Genomic DNA, 19,734 nt, shown 5'->3' with positions numbered 1-19,734 from the left:
GCATGAAGCTGACCACGATCCGCTACATCGGACTGGCCAAGGCTACCGCTCAGGTGACGATGGCGGCCATCGCCTTCAACATGCGCCGATGGGCGGCCATCACGGGATAGGTGCGCCTGCAGCTCGGCCGTACCGGCCGAACCGCCACCTCAAACCCCAAAACTAGGCCTCAATCCCCAAGCGCAAGTGACGACCGGCTGCATTCCCATCCCGCCGTCGCGCACCTCAAACTGCGCAACAGGTCCCCTGTGGGAGAAGGTGGATCGGCGCTTTAGCGCCGAGACGGATGAGGGGTGTTCCAGGGAACGCCAACGTCTCACTCCGCTGGAACACCCCTCATCCGTCTTGCCGCTTCGCGGCAATCCACCTTCCCCCACAAGGGGGGAAGGAAGGGGGAGCTTTCACTGCAGATGCGGCTTCTTCAAAAAGCTGTTGCGGTCGGCGGATTTTACCCTGAGCCAGGTTTCGCGGCCGTCTCGCACCACCCTGAGCGGGATCTCGGAGCCGGCGGGGTTCTGCCATAGCTTGCGGTAGAAATCGGCGAGACCGTCGACCTCGCCGTCGCGCACGTCGGAGATGATGTCGCCCTGTCGCAGGCCGGCCTTGGCGGCGGGGCCGCCTTCGGCCACACTCATCACAATCACGGCGCCGTTCGACTCCGCCGAGAAGGCGCCGAGCCACGGCCGTGGCGGCTTCGCCACCTGGCCGCGTGTCAACAGGTCGTCGAGGATCGGCGTCAGAAGGTTGATCGGCACGACCATGTTGATGTCGGCGACCTCGCCATTGCGGCTCATCTGCAGGAGCAGCGAGCCGATGCCGAGCAGGCTGCCGTCCTGGCCGATCAGCGCCGCGCCGCCCCAGGACGGGTGCGCCGGCGCGATGAAGATCGCCTCGTCAAGCAGATATTCCCAATAGCCGGCGAATTCCTGCTTGGTGACGATGTGCGCCTTGACCGAGCGGCCGGTGCCGTCGGCAAACACCACGGGGTCGCCGACCTTGGCTTTCTCGGCATCACCCAAGGCCACCGCCGGCAGGCCGAGCGGCGCCAGCGCCTGCACCAGGCCGAAGCCGGTCTCCTGGTCATAGGCCAGCGCATGCGCCGGCACCACGCGGCCGTCCTGATCGGTCAGCCAGACCTCTTCCGCCTCGGTGATGAGATAGCCGATGGTGAGCACGAGCCCGTCAGCGCGGATAACGACGCCACTGCCTTCCCGGCGCGTGCCCAGGGCGTTCGCCGTAAAGGCGTCGTCGGGAACCGTGGCGCGCACGGCGACGACGGAACGCAAGAGCGGGGACAGGGGATCTATGGGCATGCTCTCATCCTGGCGGGCGGGGATTACCCTCTATAGGTATGCCGCGCTGCACGAGACGCAAGGGCTTAGGCAACAAGGCAATCATTTCAGAGGCTGGCGCTGCCCCTCATCCGCCTGCCGGCACCTTCTCCCCGTATAGTGACGGGGAGAAGGGAGATGGCCGCAACTTCGGCGCCCTTCCAGCCAACGCTGGTGATTGGCGAAATCAGTAGGCGAAAGCGTCCTTCTCCCCGTCACTATACGGGGAGAAGTGCCCGGCAGGGCGATGAGGGCGGCGCGGATATTGATAATAGTTCAACACAAGTTGAACCTTTCTAATTTGCACCTATCTTTTGCAGCATCTACCTTTCGCCGACTTTCCGCCATCAGTCTCGCGCCGTTGCGCAAGTCGTTTCCGCCCCCGCCAAACCCAAGGAATTCCTCGCATGACCGAATACACCCCGCCGAAAGTCTGGAGCTGGAAGAAAGCCAATGGCGGCACGTTCGCCAGCATCAACCGGCCGATTGCCGGCCCGACGCATGACAAGGTGCTGCCGGTGGGCAAGCATCCGCTGCAGCTCTACTCGCTGGCGACGCCGAACGGCGTCAAGGTGACCGTCATGCTGGAGGAGCTTCTGGCGCTCGGCCACAAGGGCGCCGAATACGACGCCTGGCTGATCAAGATCAACGATGGCGACCAGTTCGGCTCGGGGTTCGTCGACGTCAATCCCAATTCCAAGATCCCGGCGCTGCTCGACCGCGGCGGCAAGACGCCGGTCCGCGTCTTCGAATCCGGTTCGATCCTGCTTTATCTCGCGGAAAAATTCGGTGAATTCCTGCCGACCGAACAGCCGGCGCGCGCGGAAACCTTGTCCTGGCTGTTCTGGCAGATGGGTTCGGCACCCTATCTCGGCGGCGGCTTCGGCCATTTCTATGCCTACGCGCCGGAGAAATTCGAATACGCCATCGACCGCTTCGCCATGGAGACCAAGCGCCAGCTCGACGTGCTCGACCGCCGGCTGGCGGAGACCGAGTATCTCGGCGGCGCCGGCTATTCGATCGCCGACATGGCGGTGTGGCCCTGGTATGGCGGGCTGGCGCTCGGCCGCATGTACAATGATTCCGCCGAGTTCCTGTCGGTGCAGGACTATGAGCACGTGCAGCGCTGGGCCAAGGCGATCGACGCCCGCCCGACGGTGCAGCGCGGCCGCATGGTCAACCGCGCCTTCGGCGATCCGGCCATGCAGCTGCACGAACGCCACGACGCCGGCGATTTCGAGACCAAGACGCAGGATAAATTGGTGGCGGCGGAGTGAGGCTGCCACTCTCCCCCCTCGAGGGGGAGATGTTGCCGAAGGCGACAGAGGGGGTCGGCTCGACCGGGCTCGGCCTCCTTGCGGCAGAAGGAGGTTGGCGCTCTACGCGAAGCGACCCCCCTCTGGCCTGCCGGCCATCTGCCCCTCGAGGGGGCAGATTAGCTCTTCATCAACCGCGCCAACCTCGGCACGCCCTCGCCCACTGCGCGTTCATCCGCCAGCGTAAAGCTCATCCGCATCGTGTTGCGGCCGGAACCGTCAGCATAGAAGGCATTGCCCGGCACGAAGGCGACGCGGGCTTCCTTGACCGAGCGGGCGAGCAGCGCTGTGGCATCCGAGCCCTCGGGCAGCGTTAGCCAGACGAACATGCCGCCCTCGGGGCGGCTCCAGCTCACACCCTCGGGCATTTCAGCCTCGAGCGCGGCAAGCAGAGCATCGCGGCGACCGCGGTAGGCGCCGATCAGCTTTTCCACCTGGCGGTCGAACACGGCCTCGGAGACGCGGTGCATGACCAGCTGGTTGATCGACGGGCTGTGCAGGTCCGAGGCTTGCTTCATCAGCACCAAGCGCTCGACCACGCGGCGCGGCGCGCAGACCCAGCCGACGCGCATGCCCGGCGACAGGATCTTTGAGAACGAGCCGCAATAGAGCGTGCGCGCATTGTCGATACCACCGGAGCGTTCGCAGTCGAGTGCCAGGATGGGCGGCTCGCCCTCGCCGTCATAGCGCAGCGCGCGATAGGCGGCGTCCTCGATGACGGCGATGTCGAGCTCGCCGGCGAGGTCGAGCACCGCCTCGCGCTGCGCGCGGTTCAGCGTCTCGCCGGTCGGATTGGCGAAATCGGGCACCAGATAGGCGAATTTCACCTTGCCGCCAGCGGCAGCGGCCGCCTGCTGGTAGGCCGCCGGCGTCATGTTGCCGCCATCCGGGGTCAGCCGGTCATAGCGCGGCTCATAGGCGTTGAAGGCCTGCAGCGCGCCGAGATAGGTCGGCCACGTCACCAGTGCGGTGTCGCCGGGCGACAGGAACAGCTTGCCGAGATAATCCAGCGCCTGCTGCGAGCCGGAGGTGATGAAGATGTTGTGCTCATCGCAAGCGATGCCGAGCTTGCCCATCTGGCCGGCCAGCCAGTGCCGCAGCGGCAGATAGCCTTCCGAGACCTGGTATTGCAGTGCCGTGCCCGCGTCCGGGCCGCCGAGCACCGAGGCATAGGCATCGGCGATGGCTTGCGAGGGAAACAAAGCCGGATCGGGGATGCCGCCGGCAAACGAGATGATGTCGGGCTGGTCGAGCAGTTTCAGCAGCTCGCGGATTTCCGACGCCTTCATGCGCGAGGCGCGCGACGCCAACAGGTCCATCAAACTCATCAGCCCACCTCCCGGGATACGGCATCTGGTCGAGCATGATCGTTCCGACCATGCAAATTTAGGTCAATCTAGCTGACCTATTATCAGGCTCCCTCGCCTGCTGGAATAGCCAGAATGCCATTCCGCGTGGCCCAGGCGCAAAAGCAAACACATTTTTACCGCTCAACGTGGAAAATTGTTGCGCGCCCGAAGATCTGGGGCCGCACACTGGCCGGCGTGATGGACGACCGCGCCAAGGCAGTGGCGCGCTACAATGCCTACACCGAGGAGGTGGAGGCGGCCGTGCCGCCGGAGAAGCTCCTGGTGTTCAACGTCAGCGACGGCTGGGCTCCGCTCTGCGCCTTCCTCGGCGTCGCGCTGCCCAACGAGCCCTTCCCTAACCTCAACGACCGCGAAAGTATCAAGAAGATCATCCGCGACATCATCAAGGGCAGCTACATCATGCTGGGGCTGTCGGTCGCGGCGATCGTGCTTGTGTTGGCGGCGCTGTGGTGGTGGCTGGGGTAGGCAAGGAGAGCAAGATGCCTGCCTCCACTTTGGGAGTTGGGCGACCGGCTTGCCTCAGCAGTCGCCGCGCCTCGCGCGTGCGATTTCGGCGCCGCGACCGCCTAGAACGGCAGCCGTATCTCATCGATCGCCTTCGACTCCGTCCAGCCAATGTCCTTCTGGATCTCCGTCGGCAACGCATTCAGTGCCCTCACGGTCTTCCTGTGCCTGCTGACGCGCGCCAAGGCGGCGCGAATTCTGGTGAGACTTTCAAACATCGGTAACCTCCATGCAGCAGCAGAGCGCTGCCTCGGGCCCGCTCTTGCACGGCCTCTGTAACCGATCGATTGCACGGCAACGGTGAAGCGGTTCACATAGGCATGCCCACCAGAAACATTTGTATGCAAATCAGTTTAGACGATGGGAGATGCGCCACGAAGGGCCGCGCAAGAGTACACGCGTGCGACGATGTCAGACACTTGGGGCGGCTGTGAAGGTTGCTGTTCGATGGTCAACACGCTCTGGCTCAAACGGCCGCGATGGATAGCATGCCCTCCCGGATCAGTTTCGGCCTGCGGGCGGACCTCGGAACGGAAGAACTGAATGTCGCATTTTGGCCGACTGCGGACCGGCAGCCTCTAGGCTGCAGACGTTAGCAGGCCGACATTCCGGGCTCCGCGAAATGCTCGGCCTGCGACCTCGCAAACTGTAGGTCGAGTCGGCACTTCGGGCCGGCGCGAGACAACCACATCAGAAAAGCGTCCGAGCGTGGCGAGCATGTAGCGAACGCCGAAATCCCCCCTGGCCTAGCCAGTGGTCTTCCCGATGCTGCGTTGGATCTCCGAACGACTGCATGACTTAGAGGAGGTCCATATTCCCCTTAGGAGAGCCTTCCGCGGGCGCCATAGGATGCGTCCGATGCCTCGCAAATCAAAATCCGTCGGGAGGAGCAAAGAAGCAGTTTGCGTGATCTTCGGCTGGGTGCAAGCAAATGTGAAAATGGCTGTCTCCGGACGGAATGGTGTCGCCATACGGAATTCGGAAAAAGTGTTGCCTTGTGACGAGGTGATGGTCGCCCGGATTGAGCAGCACTCTGAAACCATCAGGGCCGGTGCTCACACTGGTATTCGGAATTTCCTGGCAATCGCCTCTCTCTTGGTCGCCTCGGCAGCAAGCGGGTGGATAGGTCCATCCCGATTCGGTGTCGTGGGCGCCAGCGCCATTCCAGCAAGACAGCATCGCTAGGGTAGCTGAGAAACACCAAGCGCGATTCATCAGTCGTGTTCCGGCGGACAGCAGGTGGCAAATCCGCCGGCAAGTGTGAGCGAAGTCCTGCCGGATGTAACGAAAGGACTCCGATCAAAGGGCGATATTTCCCCGATCGGCATCCTCGCAGGGCTCGGAACTCAGGTTAATAAATGGCACTGAAAGGCCCCGCTCGTAGCCCAAGCGAAGGAGAGGCTCCCTCCCTCTCTCGGAAAGCGTTTCCGATGCGCGTCATGCGAGTCGTCGCTTTGCTGCGCTCAACCCCACGTTGCAATAATAACCCACCGAGGAGGCTGGAGAGGACCGGCGGCTTGTGACAGCGCTGCACCTGCGCGCTGTTCGGTCCGCGCTGGCTGCCTCATTCAGGAAGCCCTGCCGTTCGCAAGGCTGTTGCCAGCGCGTCCATCAAGTAGGGCCGAAACAGGTTAGTTCGCACGTAGCCGCCGACCGAAAAATTCGGCGCCACCTCGATCAGTCGCCGTGCCGCAGAGTGCGCGGCTTCGACATTGCCAAGGCCGACGTGGCTGGCCGCGAGATAGGCGTACGGGATGCTGAAGCCGGGATTGGCCCGGACCGCCAGAGCGGCGTATCTCGCCGCGTCGGCAAAGGCTTCGGCAAAGAGGTGGGTCAGGGCGAGTGCGCAGTAGGGATGGTAGCTCAGCGGATCGTCGAGCGGGCTCAGCCGCAGCGCCTTGTGCGCATGTTCCACCGACCGCTGGTGTCGCTCGCTGTGGGCACTGACCAAAGCGCTGAAGCCAAAGGCCAAGGCCGAATTGTGGTTCAATGCGAGGGCCCGGTCGAGCACCTCGAGGGCCATGTCGTAGTCCTGGGTGAGGTTCGCGCGGACGAACGCGCCGATGCTCATCGCCTGCGGGTCGTCGCTGTTGATGCCTAACGCAATGTCGGCGTGGTTGAGTGCGGCCGCCTTGTCTGCGGGATCCAAACCGTTGCGGAGGTAGCGCTGCTCGTAACACCATGCGGCGTAGCCATGCGCAGCGACATAGTCCGGCTGAAGCTCGATCGAGCGCGCCAGCAGTTGCAGGGCCTTGTCCGTCTCGACGGGCGTGTTCGCATGCGCGTGCGGCAGGGCCCGAAGGTAGAGATCGTACGCGTCCAGACTTTCGGGCCGCTTGCGGCGCGCGCGCTCGATCTCCGCACGACGGACACTCGGTTCGATCGAGCCCACGATCTGCTCGGTCAACCGATCCTGGAGTTCGAACACGTCCGTTACCGCGCCCTCGAACCTGTCGGCCCAGACATGCGTGGCCGTTGCACCGTCGACAAGCTGGGCATTCATCCTAAGTCTCCCCCCGGACTGCCGCAAGCTGCCCTGCAGCAGGTAGCGAACGCGTAGTTCAGCGGCGATTGTGCGCGGATCGGCCTTCTCGCCCCTGAAGCCGAAGGAGGAATTGCGTGCGATGACGAACAGGCCCGGGATCTTCGAGAGGTTGGTGATGATGTCCTCGACCAGGCCATCGGCGAAGTAGTCATGCGGCTCGTCGCCGCTCATGGTGGCGAACGGCAGCACGGCGATCGAAGGGCCGCCGAGCGCACTCTCGTCGCCACCCTCCAGCGACAGGCGGTAGCCCCGCCGCGAGACGGTGGCCAAGACCGCATGCCGTTGGTCGCCGAGCGCTCGCCGGATCTCGTGGATGCATTGAACGAGACTGTCGTCGGTAACGGCGGCGCCTCCCCAGACGGCTTCAAGCAGCTCGGCCTTGCTGACCAGCCTGTTCGCGTTCTGGACGAGGTGGCGAAGGACCGCAAAGGCCTGCGGCCTGAGGGCGATTGCGTCGCCGTTGCCAAGACGGAGCGTCTCGCCTTCCAGGTCAACGACAACCTTGTCGTTGAGGACAAGGGTGGCAGTTGCTGGCGAACCGACCATGACGATCCCCACGTGTGACGAATTCCGTCGCCTAGCATACACTAGGACGTCGGCGACGGCTCTCCATCCTTTCAGGGCTCTGGCCGGCGCAATTTAGGCAAACGATCGGAACTCGCCCGTTACTCGGACGAGGGTCGTCGCAACGAAGCACGACCGCGCAGGAAGGGATAAACGATGTCTGCCACCCGATCTTGTCCGGTCGCTCCGCGATCGCTGCGCGACGCTACTGGTAGCCGCCATTTGCGGTTCGGTGCTTCCCGGGTCGACCCAGCAGAACGCTGCCTCGGGCCCGCTCTTGCACGGCCTCTGAAACCGATCTATGGCGCGGCAACGGTGAAGCGGTTCACATAGCATGCCCGCCAGAAACATTTGTATGCAAATAAGTTAGAGGATGGGAGATGCGCCACGAAGAGCCGCGCAAGAGTACACGCGTGCAACGATGTCAGACACTTGGCCTGCTGGGCTGAAGTGTCGATTCAGCCGCTGTCGGATAAGCCCTTATTCCGGAGCCTGCGAATCTTCGGATGAGGCTTTCTGAAAAAGCCGGACAGAATATTCGGACCCGCCTCGCCCGGCCGCAGCCTGATGCCGTCCTCGAAGCCATTCAGCGTCACGCATTCGAAGCCGTGGTGCGCCAGCAGCGCCACCAGCGAGTCCCGGTCGAAATGGTGCAAATGCTCGTTGGGCAGACGCATGCGCCACGTCTCGAACCACGCGTCGCCATCGGCGCCGAGTTCACGCCAGCGACAATAAGGAACGGCGATGGCCAGATGGCGAGCCTGAAGGCGGGCGAGAAAACTTAAGTCAGGGATGTGCTCGAGCACGTCGAACATCGCCACGAGATCCCACGACCCGGCGAGCGCCTCATCCCAATCGACAAAGCGGACGCCCTTGGGCAGCGGAAACCGGGTGATGTCGCAGCCGGCACAGTCGGCAACCCCGGTAATCTTGGCCGCCTCGATAAACGTGCCGGTGCCATAGCCGATCTCGAGCACCGACCGCGGTATCTCACCGGTGATCCCCAGCACCCAGCCAAGCCGCTGATAGCCGAGCTTGATGGTGCGGTCGCTCAGGTCCTCGTAATAGGACATGTATTGCTTGTCGTATTTGATCGGCGTGACGTCGATCTGGTGGATCACGCCAAACCGGTCCACCTCGTAATTGTCCAGCATTGGCGTAAGGCCTCCGGGATTGCGAAGCCTTACATGATGGAGCTGAACGTAAAGTAAGTGGCCAGGGGGTGGTGGTTGCATTGACCGCTGCCCCAGGGCCGGGCACGCTCGCAATCAATGTAGTACTAGAATACGTTCGTCAGCGAAGCGTTGACCCAGGGGGGCAAGACACCCGCACATGGAGCGAAGGCTTACCGCAATCCTTGCTGCCGATGTGGTTGGCTACAGCCGCCTCATGGGCGAGGACGAGGTCGGCACGCTCGAGCGGTTGAAAAGTTGCCGTCGCGAACTGGTCGACCCTGCGATCAAGGAATTCCATGGGCGCATTATCAAGCTCATGGGCGATGGGGCGCTGGTCGAGTTCGCCAGCGTTGTCGATGCGGTCCAGTGCGCTGCCATGATCCAACGCCGGATGGCCGATCGCAATAAAGGCACCGCCGATGCCCGGCAGATCCGGTTTCGCATCGGCGTCAATCTTGGCGACGTCATCGTCGAGGAAAATGACATCTACGGCGATGGCGTCAACATCGCCGCGCGACTGGAGTCGATGGCCGAGCCGGGGGGTGTATGTATCTCGGGCACGGCGTTCGATCACGCGCTGCACAAGGTTGATGTCGGCTTTGCCAGTCTTGGCGAGCAGCGCCTCAAGAACATTGCCGATCCGGTTCGCGCCTATCGGCTGCTGCTGGATCCCGCGGCATCGGGCAAGGTCGTGGCCGCGCCACACCGACCGGGATCGCGCGTCATGATCCTGGCGGGTGTCGCGGCTCTGGCACTCGTCGTGCTTGCCGGCATTTTCGCATGGCAGAAGTTCTCAGCGCCATCGCGGCCATCGGTTGCAGTGCTGCCGTTTGCAAACCTCGGCGGCGATCCTGGCCAGGACTATTTCGCGGACGGCATCACCGAGGATCTGATCACCGACCTCACCAAGCTTTCCGGTCTGGACGTCATCGCGCGCAACTCGGTGTTCGCCTACAAGGACAAGCCTGCAGCGCTGGCGGACGTCGCGCGCGACCTTGGCGTCCGCTACGTCGTCGAGGGGAGCGTCCGCCGCACCGGCGAGCAGATCCGACTCAACGCCCAGCTTATCGATACGGCAACGGGCGACAATCTGTGGGCCAACCGGTTCGACCGCGGCATGGCTGGAGTGTTCAGTGTCCAGGACGAGATGAGCCGGGAGATCGCCAAGGCGCTCGGCATGCAACCTTCGGCAGCGGAGAGCGAGCGCATGGCGCGCCCGCCGACGGAAAACCTCGAAGCCTACGATTTCTATCTTCGGGCCGAGCAGACAGCACGGACCGGCCGGCGCGACGGGCTGCGGGAGGCGCTTGCGCTCTACGACAAGGCGGAGGAGCTTGACCCCGCCTTTGCCGAAGCCTTCGCGGCTGACGCAAGCACAACAGTCTTTATCTGGCGCGAATCGTTCCACGACATTCTGCAGAGCGCGCCGGCGCGCAAGCGCGCCTATGAGAAGGCAAGCCGCGCGCTGCAACTCGACCCAGGCCTTTCGTCGCCTTATGCGATTCTTGGCATCATGCAGGTCGTGGATCGCCGCTACGAGGAAGCCATCGCTTCGGCCGAGCGAGCCGTTGCGCTCGGCCCCGGCGATGCAGAGACGCAAATAGCTCTGGGATACGTGCAACTGTTCGCAGGCAATCATGCCGAGGCAGCGGCAGCGGTCGAGACCGCGCTCAGACTCGATCCCAACCTTTCACCGATCAACCGGCAAATTGCCGGTCTGGTCTTTCTCATTCAAGGTAGCAACGACAAGGCGATCGAAGCGCTCGAACGCATCCACAACGAAGCGCCATCAGTCGGAGATTTCACGATCACGCTTGGTGCCGCCTACGCCCGCGCCGGCCGCCTGCAGGATGCCAGGGCGGCGGTCGTCGAGGGACTGCGCGCCATGTCGGAATCGGGGTTCGATTCGTTGTCCGCATTCCGGGTCAACGGTGCGCAATACCGCAACCCGCAGGATTTGGCTCTCATCATCGACGCGTTACAGCAGGCGGGCTTGCCCGAATGGCCGTTCGGCTTCACCGGCGACGAGCACAACCGCTTGAAGGGCGAGGAGATCGCCTCGCTGGTGCTGGGCCATACGCTGCAGGGCCAGCTTGAACCAGGTCTCCAACAAGCCTTTCTCCAGGTCGGGAGGGACGGCAAGGCAGCCTTCCGCTCCACTACGCGGCTGGTCACCGAGACCGTCCGCGTCGATGGCGACCTCTTGTGCGAGCTGAGCGAGAATATGTTCGGGCGCCCCGACTGCGGACCCGTCTATAGGCGCCGTGACGATGAAGGCGGCGGCTACACCTTCGTCAACTCAAGCAAGGTCTTCCACTTCACGGTGATTCAGTAGATGCACGCGTCTCGGTGAAAGCGGCTGCTTACGCTCGCGTCCGACCCGGGACTGGAATAGGCTGCGACGAAGCCGCGTGATCGGACGGGAGGGCGCAGGCAGGTATGGAGCGACGGCTTACCGCAATCCTTGCTGCCGATGTGGTTGGCTATAGCCGCCTCATGGGCGGGGACGAGGTCGGCACACTCGAGCGGTTGAAAAGTTGCCGTCGCGAACTGGTCGACCCCGCGATCAAGGAATTTCACGGGCGCATTATCAAGCTTATGGGCGACGGGGCGCTGGTCGAGTTCGCCAGCGTCGTCGATGCCGTCCAGTGTGCTGCCGCGATTCAACGCCGGATGGCCGATCGCAACAATGGCACCGCTGATGCCCGGCAGATCCGGTTTCGCATCGGCGTCAATCTCGGCGACGTCATTGTCGAGGAAAATGACATCTACGGCGATGGCGTCAACATCGCCGCGCGCCTCGAGGCTATGGCCGAGCCGGGGGGTGTATGCATCTCGGGCACGGCGTTCGATCACGCGCTGCACAAGGTTGATGTCGGCTTTGCCAGTCTTGGCGAGCAGCGCCTCAAGAACATCGCCGATCCGGTTCGCGCGTATCGGCTGCTGCTGGATCCCGCAGCATCGGGTAAAATCAAGGCGGCGGTGCGCCGGCCGGTATCCCCCCGGGCGATCGGGATGGCAGGAATCGCGGTCCTGCTCGTCGTGCTCCTTGCAGGATTGTTTGCGTGGCAATCGGGGACATCTTCCCTGGCCGACCGACCATCGGTTGCCGTGCTGCCGTTTACAAACCTCGGGGGTGATCCGAGCCAGGACTATTTTGTGGACGGCATCACCGAGGATTTGATCACCGACCTCACCAAGCTTTCAGGTCTGGACGTCATCGCGCGCAACTCGGTGTTCACCTACAAGAACAAGCCTGCAGCGCTGGCCGATGTCGCGCGCGACCTTGGCGTCCGCTACGTTGTCGAGGGCAGCGTCCGCCGCACCGGCGAGCAGATTCGCCTCAATGCCCAGCTCATCGATACGGCAACGGGCGACAATCTGTGGGCCAACCGGTTCGACCGCGGCATGGCTGGCGTGTTTGCCGTCCAGGAAGAGATGAGCGGAGAGATCGCCAAAGCGCTTGGCATGCAACCTTCGGCAGCGGAAAGCGAGCGCATGGCACGCCCGCCGACGAACAATCTCGAGGCCTACGACTACTATCTCCAAGCCGAGACGGCGTCACGCAACGTCCTGCTAGCCGGGCTGCGGAAGGCGCTTGCGCTCTATGAAAAGGCGGAAGGGCTCGACCCAGCCTTCGCGGAAGCCTTTGCGGCCGACGCGCGCACGACAGTCTATATCTGGCGCGAGGCCGTCAACGACATCATGCAGAGCGCGCCCGCGCGCAAGCGAGCCTATGAGAAGGCGAGCCGAGCTTTGGAACTCGAACCGGACCTTTCATCGCCCTATGCCATTCTCGGTATCATGCAGGTCGTGAATCGCCGCTACGAAGATGCGATTGCCTCTGCCAAGAAGGCTGTTTCAATCGGTCCGGGCGATGCAGAGGCGCAAGCAGCCCTTGGATATATTCAGTTATGCGCCGGGAATTATGCCGAGGCAGCCGCGGCGGTCGAGACAGCGCTCAGACTCGACCCCAACCTTTCACCCATCAACAGGGAAACTGCAGGGCTGGTTTTTCTTCTTCAGGGGAATGTCGATAAAGCGATCGAGACTCTCGAACGCACCCGCGACGATGCGTCCACGGTTGGCAACTTTCGGTTTACACTCGCTGCGGCGTATGTCCGCGGCGGCCGTCTACCGGATGCGAAAGCCGAAATCGCAGCTGGGCTCCACCTCGTAGCAGGGTCCAGCTACGTGGACTCTTTGGCTGGGTGGCAGATGACTCATGCACATTTCCGGAATCCGCAGGATCTGGCGATCCTCGTCAACGCACTGCGCCAGGCAGGCCTACCCCAATGGCGCTACGGCTTTACCCCGGACGAGCACGACCAGTTGAAGGGCGCTGAGATCGCGTCCCTCGTCATTGGCCATACATTGCAAGGCCAGATCGAACCCGGTCTGCAACCAGCCTTCCTTCAGATCGGGAGCGACGGTAAGGCGGCCTTCCGCACGACGACGCGGCTGGTCACCGAAACCGTCTACGTCGATGGCGATCTCTTATGCGAGCAGAGCGAGAACCTGTTCGGGCGCCCCGACTGCGGTCCCGTCTACAGACGCAATGACGACGCCGGCAAAGGCTACTCCTATGCCAATACAAGCAAGGTGTTTCACTTCACGGTCGTCCAGTAGGCGAACCTGGTCTCAGTGATACTTGTCGAGCTCCAAATTGGCCGCGACCTGCGGCCAGTTGGCGTCGGCTTTCGGTATGTTTTCAGCCGCATGCGCGGCGAAATCGTCCGCATTGTCGACGTCGTAGATCAGGTAGAGTTTGCCGTCGATAATCTTGAATGCCTCCGGATCGACATTGATCGTGACCCCACCGCCCACGACTTCGCCAGCACAGTAGCCACCATATTGAGGAGCGTACTTGACCGGTTCGCTCATGAACATTTCCTGGTGCTTCTTGCTGGCGAAATGCCAAGGTGTTCCCAGCCATTCATAAGTGAATTCTTCGGAGCCCTTCACGGCCTTGCCGTCAGTGAAGTAAGCGACCGTGTCGTAGCCCATGATCGCCACACCGCCGAAATAGCCGGTGTTTACCGAATCGTCGGCCCGGGCCGATCCCGCGCCGGCGACCGCAGCTACCGCGACCATGGCCGCCCCCAAATTCCGAACCAATCGTGACTTGATCATCGTGCTCATCTGCATCCTCCGTTAATCGTGGATCTCGGCGCACTTCGCCGCGTTCGCCTCGCCAAGGATTTTGTCTTGGCAGGTAGCGCCATGGCGTTTGAACAGTCGTAGGATATCCGTGTTGCCCTTCCAGAATGCGCGCGTCGACGGCATGTAGCCATGACCCTCGGGATGGTTCACATCGGCACCTTTCGCGATAAGGAATTCGGCCAGTTCAAGATGGTTTTCCTCGCCGGCCACCAACAACGGCGTAGCGCCCGCCTTGTTGGCGGCATCGTCGAGCACCGCGCCTTTCTCCAGCAGCAGCTTGGCGATCGGCAGGCTGCCCGAGAAGGCCGCCGCATGAAGCGGGGTAAAGCCGCCCGAGTTACGCGCCATGACGTCGGCGCCCTTGCCCAGCAGGAATTCGGCGATTTCGGGCTGGTTGTCGAGCGCTGCAGCGATGAGGAGGGTTGCCTGGTCGCGTGCCCGACTGTCGACGTCGGCACCGCCTGCCAGGGCTTGCTCCACGGCACGCTTGTCGCCGGCGGCGATGGAGTCGAACAATTGCTCACCTGCGGCTGCAGTTGTAGCCGCCAATACCAGCATTCCAAGTGCCAGCAGTCCGCGCATGAGGCAGGGATAGCATATATTAGCTTGGAATCATACAAGCTGCGTTGGGCTTATCGGGGCAGATGCTGGCGGACGGCGCGGCCGGGCCGGCTTGAGATGCTATGCGCTCCAGGGTCGGCACTGCCAAGCGGCAATCAGGCCGGGAGCCGCCACATTCGCACACGACCTGCACCACGCAATTCCGTTTCCTCGAGTGGGTCGCAAGCAAACTTTGGTCCGAGCAGTTGATGAGTTGCGTCCGAAATACGGATTTCATCGGGCTCCGCGGACGTTTGAATGCGTGAGGCGAGATTAACGGTCTCACCCCACAGGTCATAAGCGAACCGCCTCTTGCCTATGACGCCGGCGACGATTGGTCCGGAGTGAATTCCAATCCTGAGCCTTATCGGTTCTCCCGCGAAGCGTTCGCGCTTAACCGCCTTGCGCAGCTCAACGGCATACTGCGCGAGGGCTTTTGCATGATCGGATCGCGCGGTGGGCAGGCCAGCGACGACCATCACACAATCGCCGATTGTCTTGATCTTTTCGCAGCCATGTCGTTCAGAGAGCCGATCCGCCGCCTTGAAGAAGTAATTCAAAATAGCGAGCGTCGTCACGGCTCCGACGGTCCGCGCTCGTTCCGTAAAGCCGACGATGTCGGCAAAAAGCACACTCACCTCTGCGTGGTTGTCAGCAATTTTCTTGTGCGCTTTCAGCCGCTCCGCGATCGACGCCGGAAGAATGTTGAGGAGCAAGGCTTCGGCGCGCTGGTATTCACGCGCCAATCCCTCCTGGCTCTTCCTCAACGCCTCGTTCGCCGCTTGCAGTTTCTCGTTGAGTTGACGCTCCCTCTCTTGCAGGAGCGTCATTTCATAAGCCTTCTGCTGAAGCCGCTGCCTGTTGGCGCGTTCGGCCGAGGCGTCAAGAAAGACCAGCCACACGCAGTCATCGTCAGCAAAAAAATGAAGGTCCGCGACACGCCCGCTGGGCAGTTCGACCATGGGAATGCGAAACGGAAGCTCCGGGCAGGGCAGCAGCCCTTCCATGAATTCAAGTTGCTCGGCAACAGGCTCGCCGATGCGAAGCGATGAGAGTCCGTGATGTTCAACGTTACCGCCCTTGGCAGCTACGCAAAGCTGGGCGTCGATTTTTACATATGCGACAGCGTGCCCATTGTAGAAGAAGTTGAAAATCCAATTTCCGACCTCTTTTGGCAATCCATGCATGGTCTATTTTGTGACCATCAAGGCAAGTTGATGAAACGCATCATCAACATGCTCACCTGTGAGCGCACTTGTTAGATAGATTTGCCATCCACGCTGCCTCAGTTCGTCAATCTCACTATCCGATATTGCCCACCGATCGGCCAGATCGGATTTGTTGATCAGCAATATAAACGGCATAGCGCCGAATTCGGCCTCGACCCGTTCGCGCAGCGTGAGGGCCACGGCAAGGGTTGCGGCGCGGGTTCCATCAACAACGAGCACGAGCCCGGTTGCACCTCGGACATAGCTGACGCGGAATGAGCCGATATCGTCTTCTCCAGCCAAATCCCACAAAATCAGATCCACGGTTTTGCCCGGGAGCTCGACACTCTTCTTGTCGATTTTCACTCCCACCGTGGTCAAGTAGGTTTCTGAAAAGATGCTTTGCACAAACCTGCGAACCAGACTCGTCTTTCCGACAGCGAACCCGCCGAGCATACAGATCTTTTTTTGCAACATTTTGGGCTCCGCTAGTCCAGGTTTACGGTAATCGAAACCCGGCGATTGGTGGAGCTCCCAGCTTGACTATCTTCAGGCACCAGCGGCTCAAAGGTGCCCGCGCCCCGAACCAGCAGCAGTTCCGGAGAGACGCCGCGCTTGTTGAGAAGCGCACGAACTGTCTCGGCGCGGGCGGCGCTGATTGAAGCGTTGGCCGTCTCACGGCCCGTGGTGTCCGAATGGCCGGTCAACATGAACCGCGCTGTTACGCCTGACTTGCGGGCTTTTTCGGCGAATTCCTTTATTTGATCCGCCAATCGGTCGAGGACCGGCGTCTGCTCCGGTCCCGGCACAACTTTGCCGGAAGAGAAGAAGATATCGGTCGTCTGGATGGCCTCTCGCAAATAATTAAGTTCTGCAAGGTTCATCTCGCTCAGCTGCGAGACATCCAGAATCACTCCATCCGCCGAAAGCTGGTCGGCGGCGGCCTGCGCCCGGCTGATCCAGCCGGCAGGAGCCTCCCCCACGGCAACGATGCGACCCTGGACGATCGAAAGCTGAACCGATTTCGGCGGGCTCAGCGACGCCGTCAGCCGCTTCACCACGAACTTCGGATCAAGGCTCTGATAGAATTGCCACTGTGAATGAACGCGGGCGGGATCAACTTCCGTTCCAGACAGCAGAGCTTGCGGGTCGGCGGCGAGCGGGTCTCTCAGGCCGGAAATGTAGAAATGTCCGCCCCTCGCCGTTTGTTGGGCGACGATGATTCCCGGTTGGGCCTCAAGCCGCGACACATAGTACTGCCAGTGCTCCGCCGCGCGTGCGTCGGGGCTCACATCACGAACCTTGGAGATGTCGAATTCCGGTCCGCCTGCCGAAAGCTGTCGGGCCGTTGCGCGCGCCCGATCAATCCAGGTGTCGGGAGCCTCACCCTCGGCAACGATGCGACCATTGACGATCGAAAGTCGCACTGTATCGGGCGGATACAACGACGCCGTCAGCCGCTTCAACACGAACTCCGGCTCAAGGCTCTCATAGAATTGCCACTGCGAATGAACACGGGTCGGATCGACCTGCGTTCCGGACAAAAGCGACTGCGGGTCGGCGCCAAGCGGGTCTCTCAGGCCGGCAATGTAGAATTGGCCATCGCGTATCTTTTGCTCTGCAACGATGATGCCCGGCTGGGTCTCCACTCGCGACACATAGGCCTGCCAGCGCTCCGCCTCGCGTACCTCGGGGCTTACGTCACGAACCCCCGAAATATCGAAGACCGGCCCGCCTGCCGAAAGCTGCTGGGCGGCTGCGCGCGCCCGGTTGATCCACGTGTCGGGAGCCTCACCCTCGGCGACGATGCGATCATTGACGATCGAAAGTCGTACTGAATCCGGTGGAGCCAGCGACGCCGTCAGCCGCTTCAACACGAACTCCGGCTCAAGGCTCTGATAGAATTGCCACTGCGAATGAACCTGGGCGGGATCGACCTCAGTTCCGGACAACAGCGACTGCGGGTCGGCGGCAAGCGGGTCTCTCAGACCGGCAATATAGAATTGGCCATCGCGTACCTGTTGTTCGGCAACGATGATGCCCGGCTGGGCCTCCAGTCGCGATACGTAACCCTGCCAGCGCGATACATAAGCTTGCCAGCGCTGCGCTGATTGCCAGGAAAGAAAGTACCAACCGCCTGCCAGACTCAAAAGCAGCAAGGCCACGGCCGCCACCAGCCAGGGAAATCCCTCGTGCGATTCATCCTGCTTCAGCTCGACGCAGGTCTGCAGCTGCGCCTCTACGGAAGCCAACTGCGAACCGTCGCCGTCAAACTGCTCTAAAGCCTGTGAGGATTCCTCATGGATGCGAAGCAATACATCGCGAACTATGTCGTGCAGTTCCTCTGGCGGATTTCCCCGGATCACCGAAACCAGGGTCGCAAACGGTCCAACTTCCGACCAGAGACGAAGGTCGCCAAAACGGATTGTGTCCAGGCCGCTCTGCTCTTTCTCGTTAAATGAGTCCTTCACAAAATCTTGAATTGCACTCAGCATCGAAGAAATGAGCTGAGGATCTTCACTCGTTGCGTTATCAGCCGTTACATGAGCTATCAGAAGACCTGAATTGCGATGAATGAGAAAGGCATGCTCTATACGATATACAAGAGAGTGCTTAAGAACAACTTGAGAGAAGCTTGCACCTGTTCTCCAAGCTTCAAATCTCCACTTGAGGCCATGCCAGGTAAATATATGTCTTAGAGTTTCATTCAGCGACTGGAAGGTTTGGTCGATCTTTTCCCCGATCGACTTGCGAATTGCCGGCAGAAACACCGGATACAATATATCCGTCAGCGTGCGCGGGCTTCTCTGGATCGACCGTTGCACAGCCCGTTCGACAGCCGGCGCAAGCGCCTCGCCGAGTTGCGCATGAGACGCCAGCGCGGCCGCATTGGGAAGAACATCGCCAACGGCTGCAGCAAGCTGCTCGGGTTCGCCGAGCAGCTGCGTAACGCGTGAAAGCTCCGAAATCTCGCGGCCGACCAGCAACTGGCGCAGCGTTTCCATGCGAGGATCGGCGGTTGGAACTGCCTCGAAACGCACACGGTAGTCCGGATCAACGTTCCGGGCAATTTCGATCAAAAGACGAGCCAGAGCCTCGCGATCAATCTCTGTATCGTTCGAGGCTGTTCTTTTCGGAAGGCTGACTGGGTCGACGGTTGACGTCAAGGTCCCATCAACTCACTTTCCAGCTACGGTCCGAGTTGCTCTTGCTCCCGACAGGATCCTGATTCAGACATTTTGCAACCTCGACAAACAGGCCGGCCAAAAGATTTCGGTCGGTCTTGACGTTGCTGAGATCGGCAAACATCTTCTCGATCAGCATCTGAACGCCTTCATTCTTCTGCTTGATTTCCTCACGCAGCAAATGATCGTTTCGATTTATCCGGTCCGAAACGTCGCGCTCAAGTGCGCTCAATTGATCCGACAACGTGCGCACCTGCTTTTCAAGGGCCTGGTTTTGCTCGCGAAGATTCCGATCGATCTCCTTGTCGGCATCGGCTCGTGAGTCTTTTTCGCTCCGCAATTGCCCCGCAAGCGAATCGATCTGCTTCTTTGCATTCGACTCGTACATTTCGAGATTGCGCTTGGCCTCGGATTCGACATCCTTGAAGCGCTGCAAGACCCGTTCTTCAAGCTTGGAAAAACGGCGGTCATAGTCCTGCATCTGGTTGCCGAACAGCAGATCGCGTATCTTGTCGACACCTACAGCGTCGCCGGGGGCCCCGTTCTCGCGAGCCTGGACTCCCAGGAAGTTCAGCCCGTTTCCTTCTGCGTTACCTATCAGATTTGCGTCCGCCTTCTTTTCCGAAGAAACGGTATTCGTAGATTCCTTTGCCATGCTTTTGCCCTTCCATTTGAGCACCTGCCAAGGTGCAAAACCCCATAAAAAACAGAGCATGTCAGCAAAATACCCGGCTCGCAAGTCGGTATCTCTTGACTTAAGTTGATTCGTGAGG

16 protein-coding genes and 1 pseudogene are annotated in these 19,734 nt (G+C 61.3%); 5 read left to right on the top strand and 12 right to left on the bottom strand.

Annotated features, from left to right (window positions below):
* Positions 1 to 110: pseudogene (locus AC1D1N_RS28045) on the top strand (IS5/IS1182 family transposase); the annotation flags it as partial.
* A gap of 291 nt (positions 111 to 401) precedes the next feature.
* Here AC1D1N_RS28045 and AC1D1N_RS28040 read toward each other — a convergent pair.
* Complete coding sequence (locus tag AC1D1N_RS28040) at positions 402 to 1,313, bottom strand: S1C family serine protease (protein ID WP_112566930.1); 912 nt, start codon at positions 1,311 to 1,313, stop codon at positions 402 to 404.
* 425 nt (positions 1,314 to 1,738) lie between these two features.
* Here AC1D1N_RS28040 and yghU point away from each other — a divergent pair, with 425 nt between their 5' ends.
* On the top strand, positions 1,739 to 2,608 hold the full coding sequence (gene yghU / locus AC1D1N_RS28035; RefSeq protein ID WP_477352402.1) for a glutathione-dependent disulfide-bond oxidoreductase: 870 nt from the start codon (positions 1,739 to 1,741) through the stop codon (positions 2,606 to 2,608).
* A gap of 158 nt (positions 2,609 to 2,766) precedes the next feature.
* Here the strand turns inward: yghU and AC1D1N_RS28030 are convergent, their stop codons facing one another.
* Positions 2,767 to 3,978, bottom strand: a complete 1,212-nt coding sequence (locus AC1D1N_RS28030; RefSeq protein WP_477352418.1) for an aminotransferase-like domain-containing protein — start codon at positions 3,976 to 3,978, stop codon at positions 2,767 to 2,769.
* A gap of 111 nt (positions 3,979 to 4,089) precedes the next feature.
* On the opposite strand from AC1D1N_RS28030, the gene AC1D1N_RS28025 reads away from it, so the two are divergent.
* The gene (locus AC1D1N_RS28025; RefSeq protein ID WP_477352400.1) at positions 4,090 to 4,482 is read left to right on the top strand and encodes a sulfotransferase; all 393 of its coding nucleotides are present in this window, start codon (positions 4,090 to 4,092) and stop codon (positions 4,480 to 4,482) included.
* 101 nt (positions 4,483 to 4,583) lie between these two features.
* Here AC1D1N_RS28025 and AC1D1N_RS28020 read toward each other — a convergent pair whose 3' ends face one another.
* From AC1D1N_RS28020 to AC1D1N_RS28005, 4 genes are all read right to left on the bottom strand, one after another.
* Positions 4,584 to 4,739 carry a DUF1127 domain-containing protein gene (locus tag AC1D1N_RS28020; RefSeq protein ID WP_352561095.1) on the bottom strand — a complete coding sequence of 52 codons (156 nt, stop codon included), beginning with the start codon at positions 4,737 to 4,739 and terminating at the stop codon, positions 4,584 to 4,586.
* 652 nt (positions 4,740 to 5,391) lie between these two features.
* Positions 5,392 to 5,736 (bottom strand): hypothetical protein, encoded by a 345-nt coding sequence (locus AC1D1N_RS28015; protein WP_477352398.1) that lies wholly within the window; start codon positions 5,734 to 5,736, stop codon positions 5,392 to 5,394.
* Between the two features lie 349 nt (positions 5,737 to 6,085).
* Complete coding sequence (locus AC1D1N_RS28010; protein WP_477352397.1) at positions 6,086 to 7,612, bottom strand: winged helix-turn-helix domain-containing tetratricopeptide repeat protein; 1,527 nt, start codon at positions 7,610 to 7,612, stop codon at positions 6,086 to 6,088.
* A gap of 476 nt (positions 7,613 to 8,088) precedes the next feature.
* Positions 8,089 to 8,784, bottom strand: a complete 696-nt coding sequence (locus tag AC1D1N_RS28005) for a class I SAM-dependent methyltransferase (protein WP_477352395.1) — start codon at positions 8,782 to 8,784, stop codon at positions 8,089 to 8,091.
* A 178-nt stretch (positions 8,785 to 8,962) separates the two neighbouring features.
* Between AC1D1N_RS28005 and AC1D1N_RS28000 the strand changes: the two genes are divergently transcribed.
* A complete protein-coding gene (locus tag AC1D1N_RS28000; RefSeq protein WP_477352393.1) occupies positions 8,963 to 11,140 on the top strand; it encodes an adenylate/guanylate cyclase domain-containing protein in 2,178 nt (725 codons plus the stop codon).
* A gap of 104 nt (positions 11,141 to 11,244) precedes the next feature.
* Positions 11,245 to 13,434, top strand: a complete 2,190-nt coding sequence (locus tag AC1D1N_RS27995) for an adenylate/guanylate cyclase domain-containing protein (RefSeq protein ID WP_477352391.1) — start codon at positions 11,245 to 11,247, stop codon at positions 13,432 to 13,434.
* Between the two features lie 12 nt (positions 13,435 to 13,446).
* Here the strand turns inward: AC1D1N_RS27995 and AC1D1N_RS27990 are convergent, their stop codons facing one another.
* The 6 genes from AC1D1N_RS27990 to AC1D1N_RS27965 form a co-directional block, all read right to left on the bottom strand.
* A complete protein-coding gene (locus tag AC1D1N_RS27990; protein ID WP_477352390.1) occupies positions 13,447 to 13,947 on the bottom strand; it encodes a YHS domain-containing (seleno)protein in 501 nt (166 codons plus the stop codon).
* Positions 13,948 to 13,959: 12 nt separating this feature from the next.
* The gene (locus AC1D1N_RS27985) at positions 13,960 to 14,550 is read right to left on the bottom strand and encodes an ankyrin repeat domain-containing protein (protein ID WP_477352388.1); all 591 of its coding nucleotides are present in this window, start codon (positions 14,548 to 14,550) and stop codon (positions 13,960 to 13,962) included.
* A 134-nt stretch (positions 14,551 to 14,684) separates the two neighbouring features.
* Positions 14,685 to 15,755, bottom strand: coding sequence for an adenylate/guanylate cyclase domain-containing protein (locus tag AC1D1N_RS27980; RefSeq protein WP_477352386.1), 1,071 nt, complete (start codon positions 15,753 to 15,755; stop codon positions 14,685 to 14,687).
* A gap of 3 nt (positions 15,756 to 15,758) precedes the next feature.
* Complete coding sequence (locus AC1D1N_RS27975) at positions 15,759 to 16,253, bottom strand: Rab family GTPase (RefSeq protein ID WP_112561831.1); 495 nt, start codon at positions 16,251 to 16,253, stop codon at positions 15,759 to 15,761.
* Between the two features lie 11 nt (positions 16,254 to 16,264).
* Positions 16,265 to 18,943: an OmpA family protein gene (locus tag AC1D1N_RS27970; protein WP_477352384.1), complete on the bottom strand. Its 2,679-nt coding sequence runs from the start codon at positions 18,941 to 18,943 to the stop codon at positions 16,265 to 16,267.
* Positions 18,944 to 18,950: 7 nt separating this feature from the next.
* Positions 18,951 to 19,616, bottom strand: a complete 666-nt coding sequence (locus AC1D1N_RS27965; protein ID WP_112561868.1) for a hypothetical protein — start codon at positions 19,614 to 19,616, stop codon at positions 18,951 to 18,953.
* Between the last annotated feature and the right edge of the window lie 118 nt (positions 19,617 to 19,734).

This window comes from Mesorhizobium sp. P2_B5, from assembly GCF_056404775.1.
This window is presented reverse-complemented; position numbering and strand designations above follow the sequence as displayed.

Coding starts and splice junctions, on each gene's coding strand:
- AC1D1N_RS28040 (WP_112566930.1), bottom strand. CDS start 1,313: ATGCCCATAGATCCCCTGTCCCCGCTCTTGCGTTCCGTCGTCGCCGTG.
- yghU (WP_477352402.1), top strand. CDS start 1,739: ATGACCGAATACACCCCGCCGAAAGTCTGGAGCTGGAAGAAAGCCAAT.
- AC1D1N_RS28025 (WP_477352400.1), top strand. CDS start 4,090: ATGCCATTCCGCGTGGCCCAGGCGCAAAAGCAAACACATTTTTACCGC.
- AC1D1N_RS28020 (WP_352561095.1), bottom strand. CDS start 4,739: ATGTTTGAAAGTCTCACCAGAATTCGCGCCGCCTTGGCGCGCGTCAGC.
- AC1D1N_RS28015 (WP_477352398.1), bottom strand. CDS start 5,736: ATGAATCGCGCTTGGTGTTTCTCAGCTACCCTAGCGATGCTGTCTTGC.
- AC1D1N_RS28010 (WP_477352397.1), bottom strand. CDS start 7,612: ATGGTCGGTTCGCCAGCAACTGCCACCCTTGTCCTCAACGACAAGGTT.
- AC1D1N_RS28005 (WP_477352395.1), bottom strand. CDS start 8,784: ATGCTGGACAATTACGAGGTGGACCGGTTTGGCGTGATCCACCAGATC.
- AC1D1N_RS28000 (WP_477352393.1), top strand. CDS start 8,963: ATGGAGCGAAGGCTTACCGCAATCCTTGCTGCCGATGTGGTTGGCTAC.
- AC1D1N_RS27995 (WP_477352391.1), top strand. CDS start 11,245: ATGGAGCGACGGCTTACCGCAATCCTTGCTGCCGATGTGGTTGGCTAT.
- AC1D1N_RS27990 (WP_477352390.1), bottom strand. CDS start 13,947: ATGAGCACGATGATCAAGTCACGATTGGTTCGGAATTTGGGGGCGGCC.
- AC1D1N_RS27985 (WP_477352388.1), bottom strand. CDS start 14,550: ATGCGCGGACTGCTGGCACTTGGAATGCTGGTATTGGCGGCTACAACT.
- AC1D1N_RS27980 (WP_477352386.1), bottom strand. CDS start 15,755: ATGCATGGATTGCCAAAAGAGGTCGGAAATTGGATTTTCAACTTCTTC.
- AC1D1N_RS27975 (WP_112561831.1), bottom strand. CDS start 16,253: ATGTTGCAAAAAAAGATCTGTATGCTCGGCGGGTTCGCTGTCGGAAAG.
- AC1D1N_RS27965 (WP_112561868.1), bottom strand. CDS start 19,616: ATGGCAAAGGAATCTACGAATACCGTTTCTTCGGAAAAGAAGGCGGAC.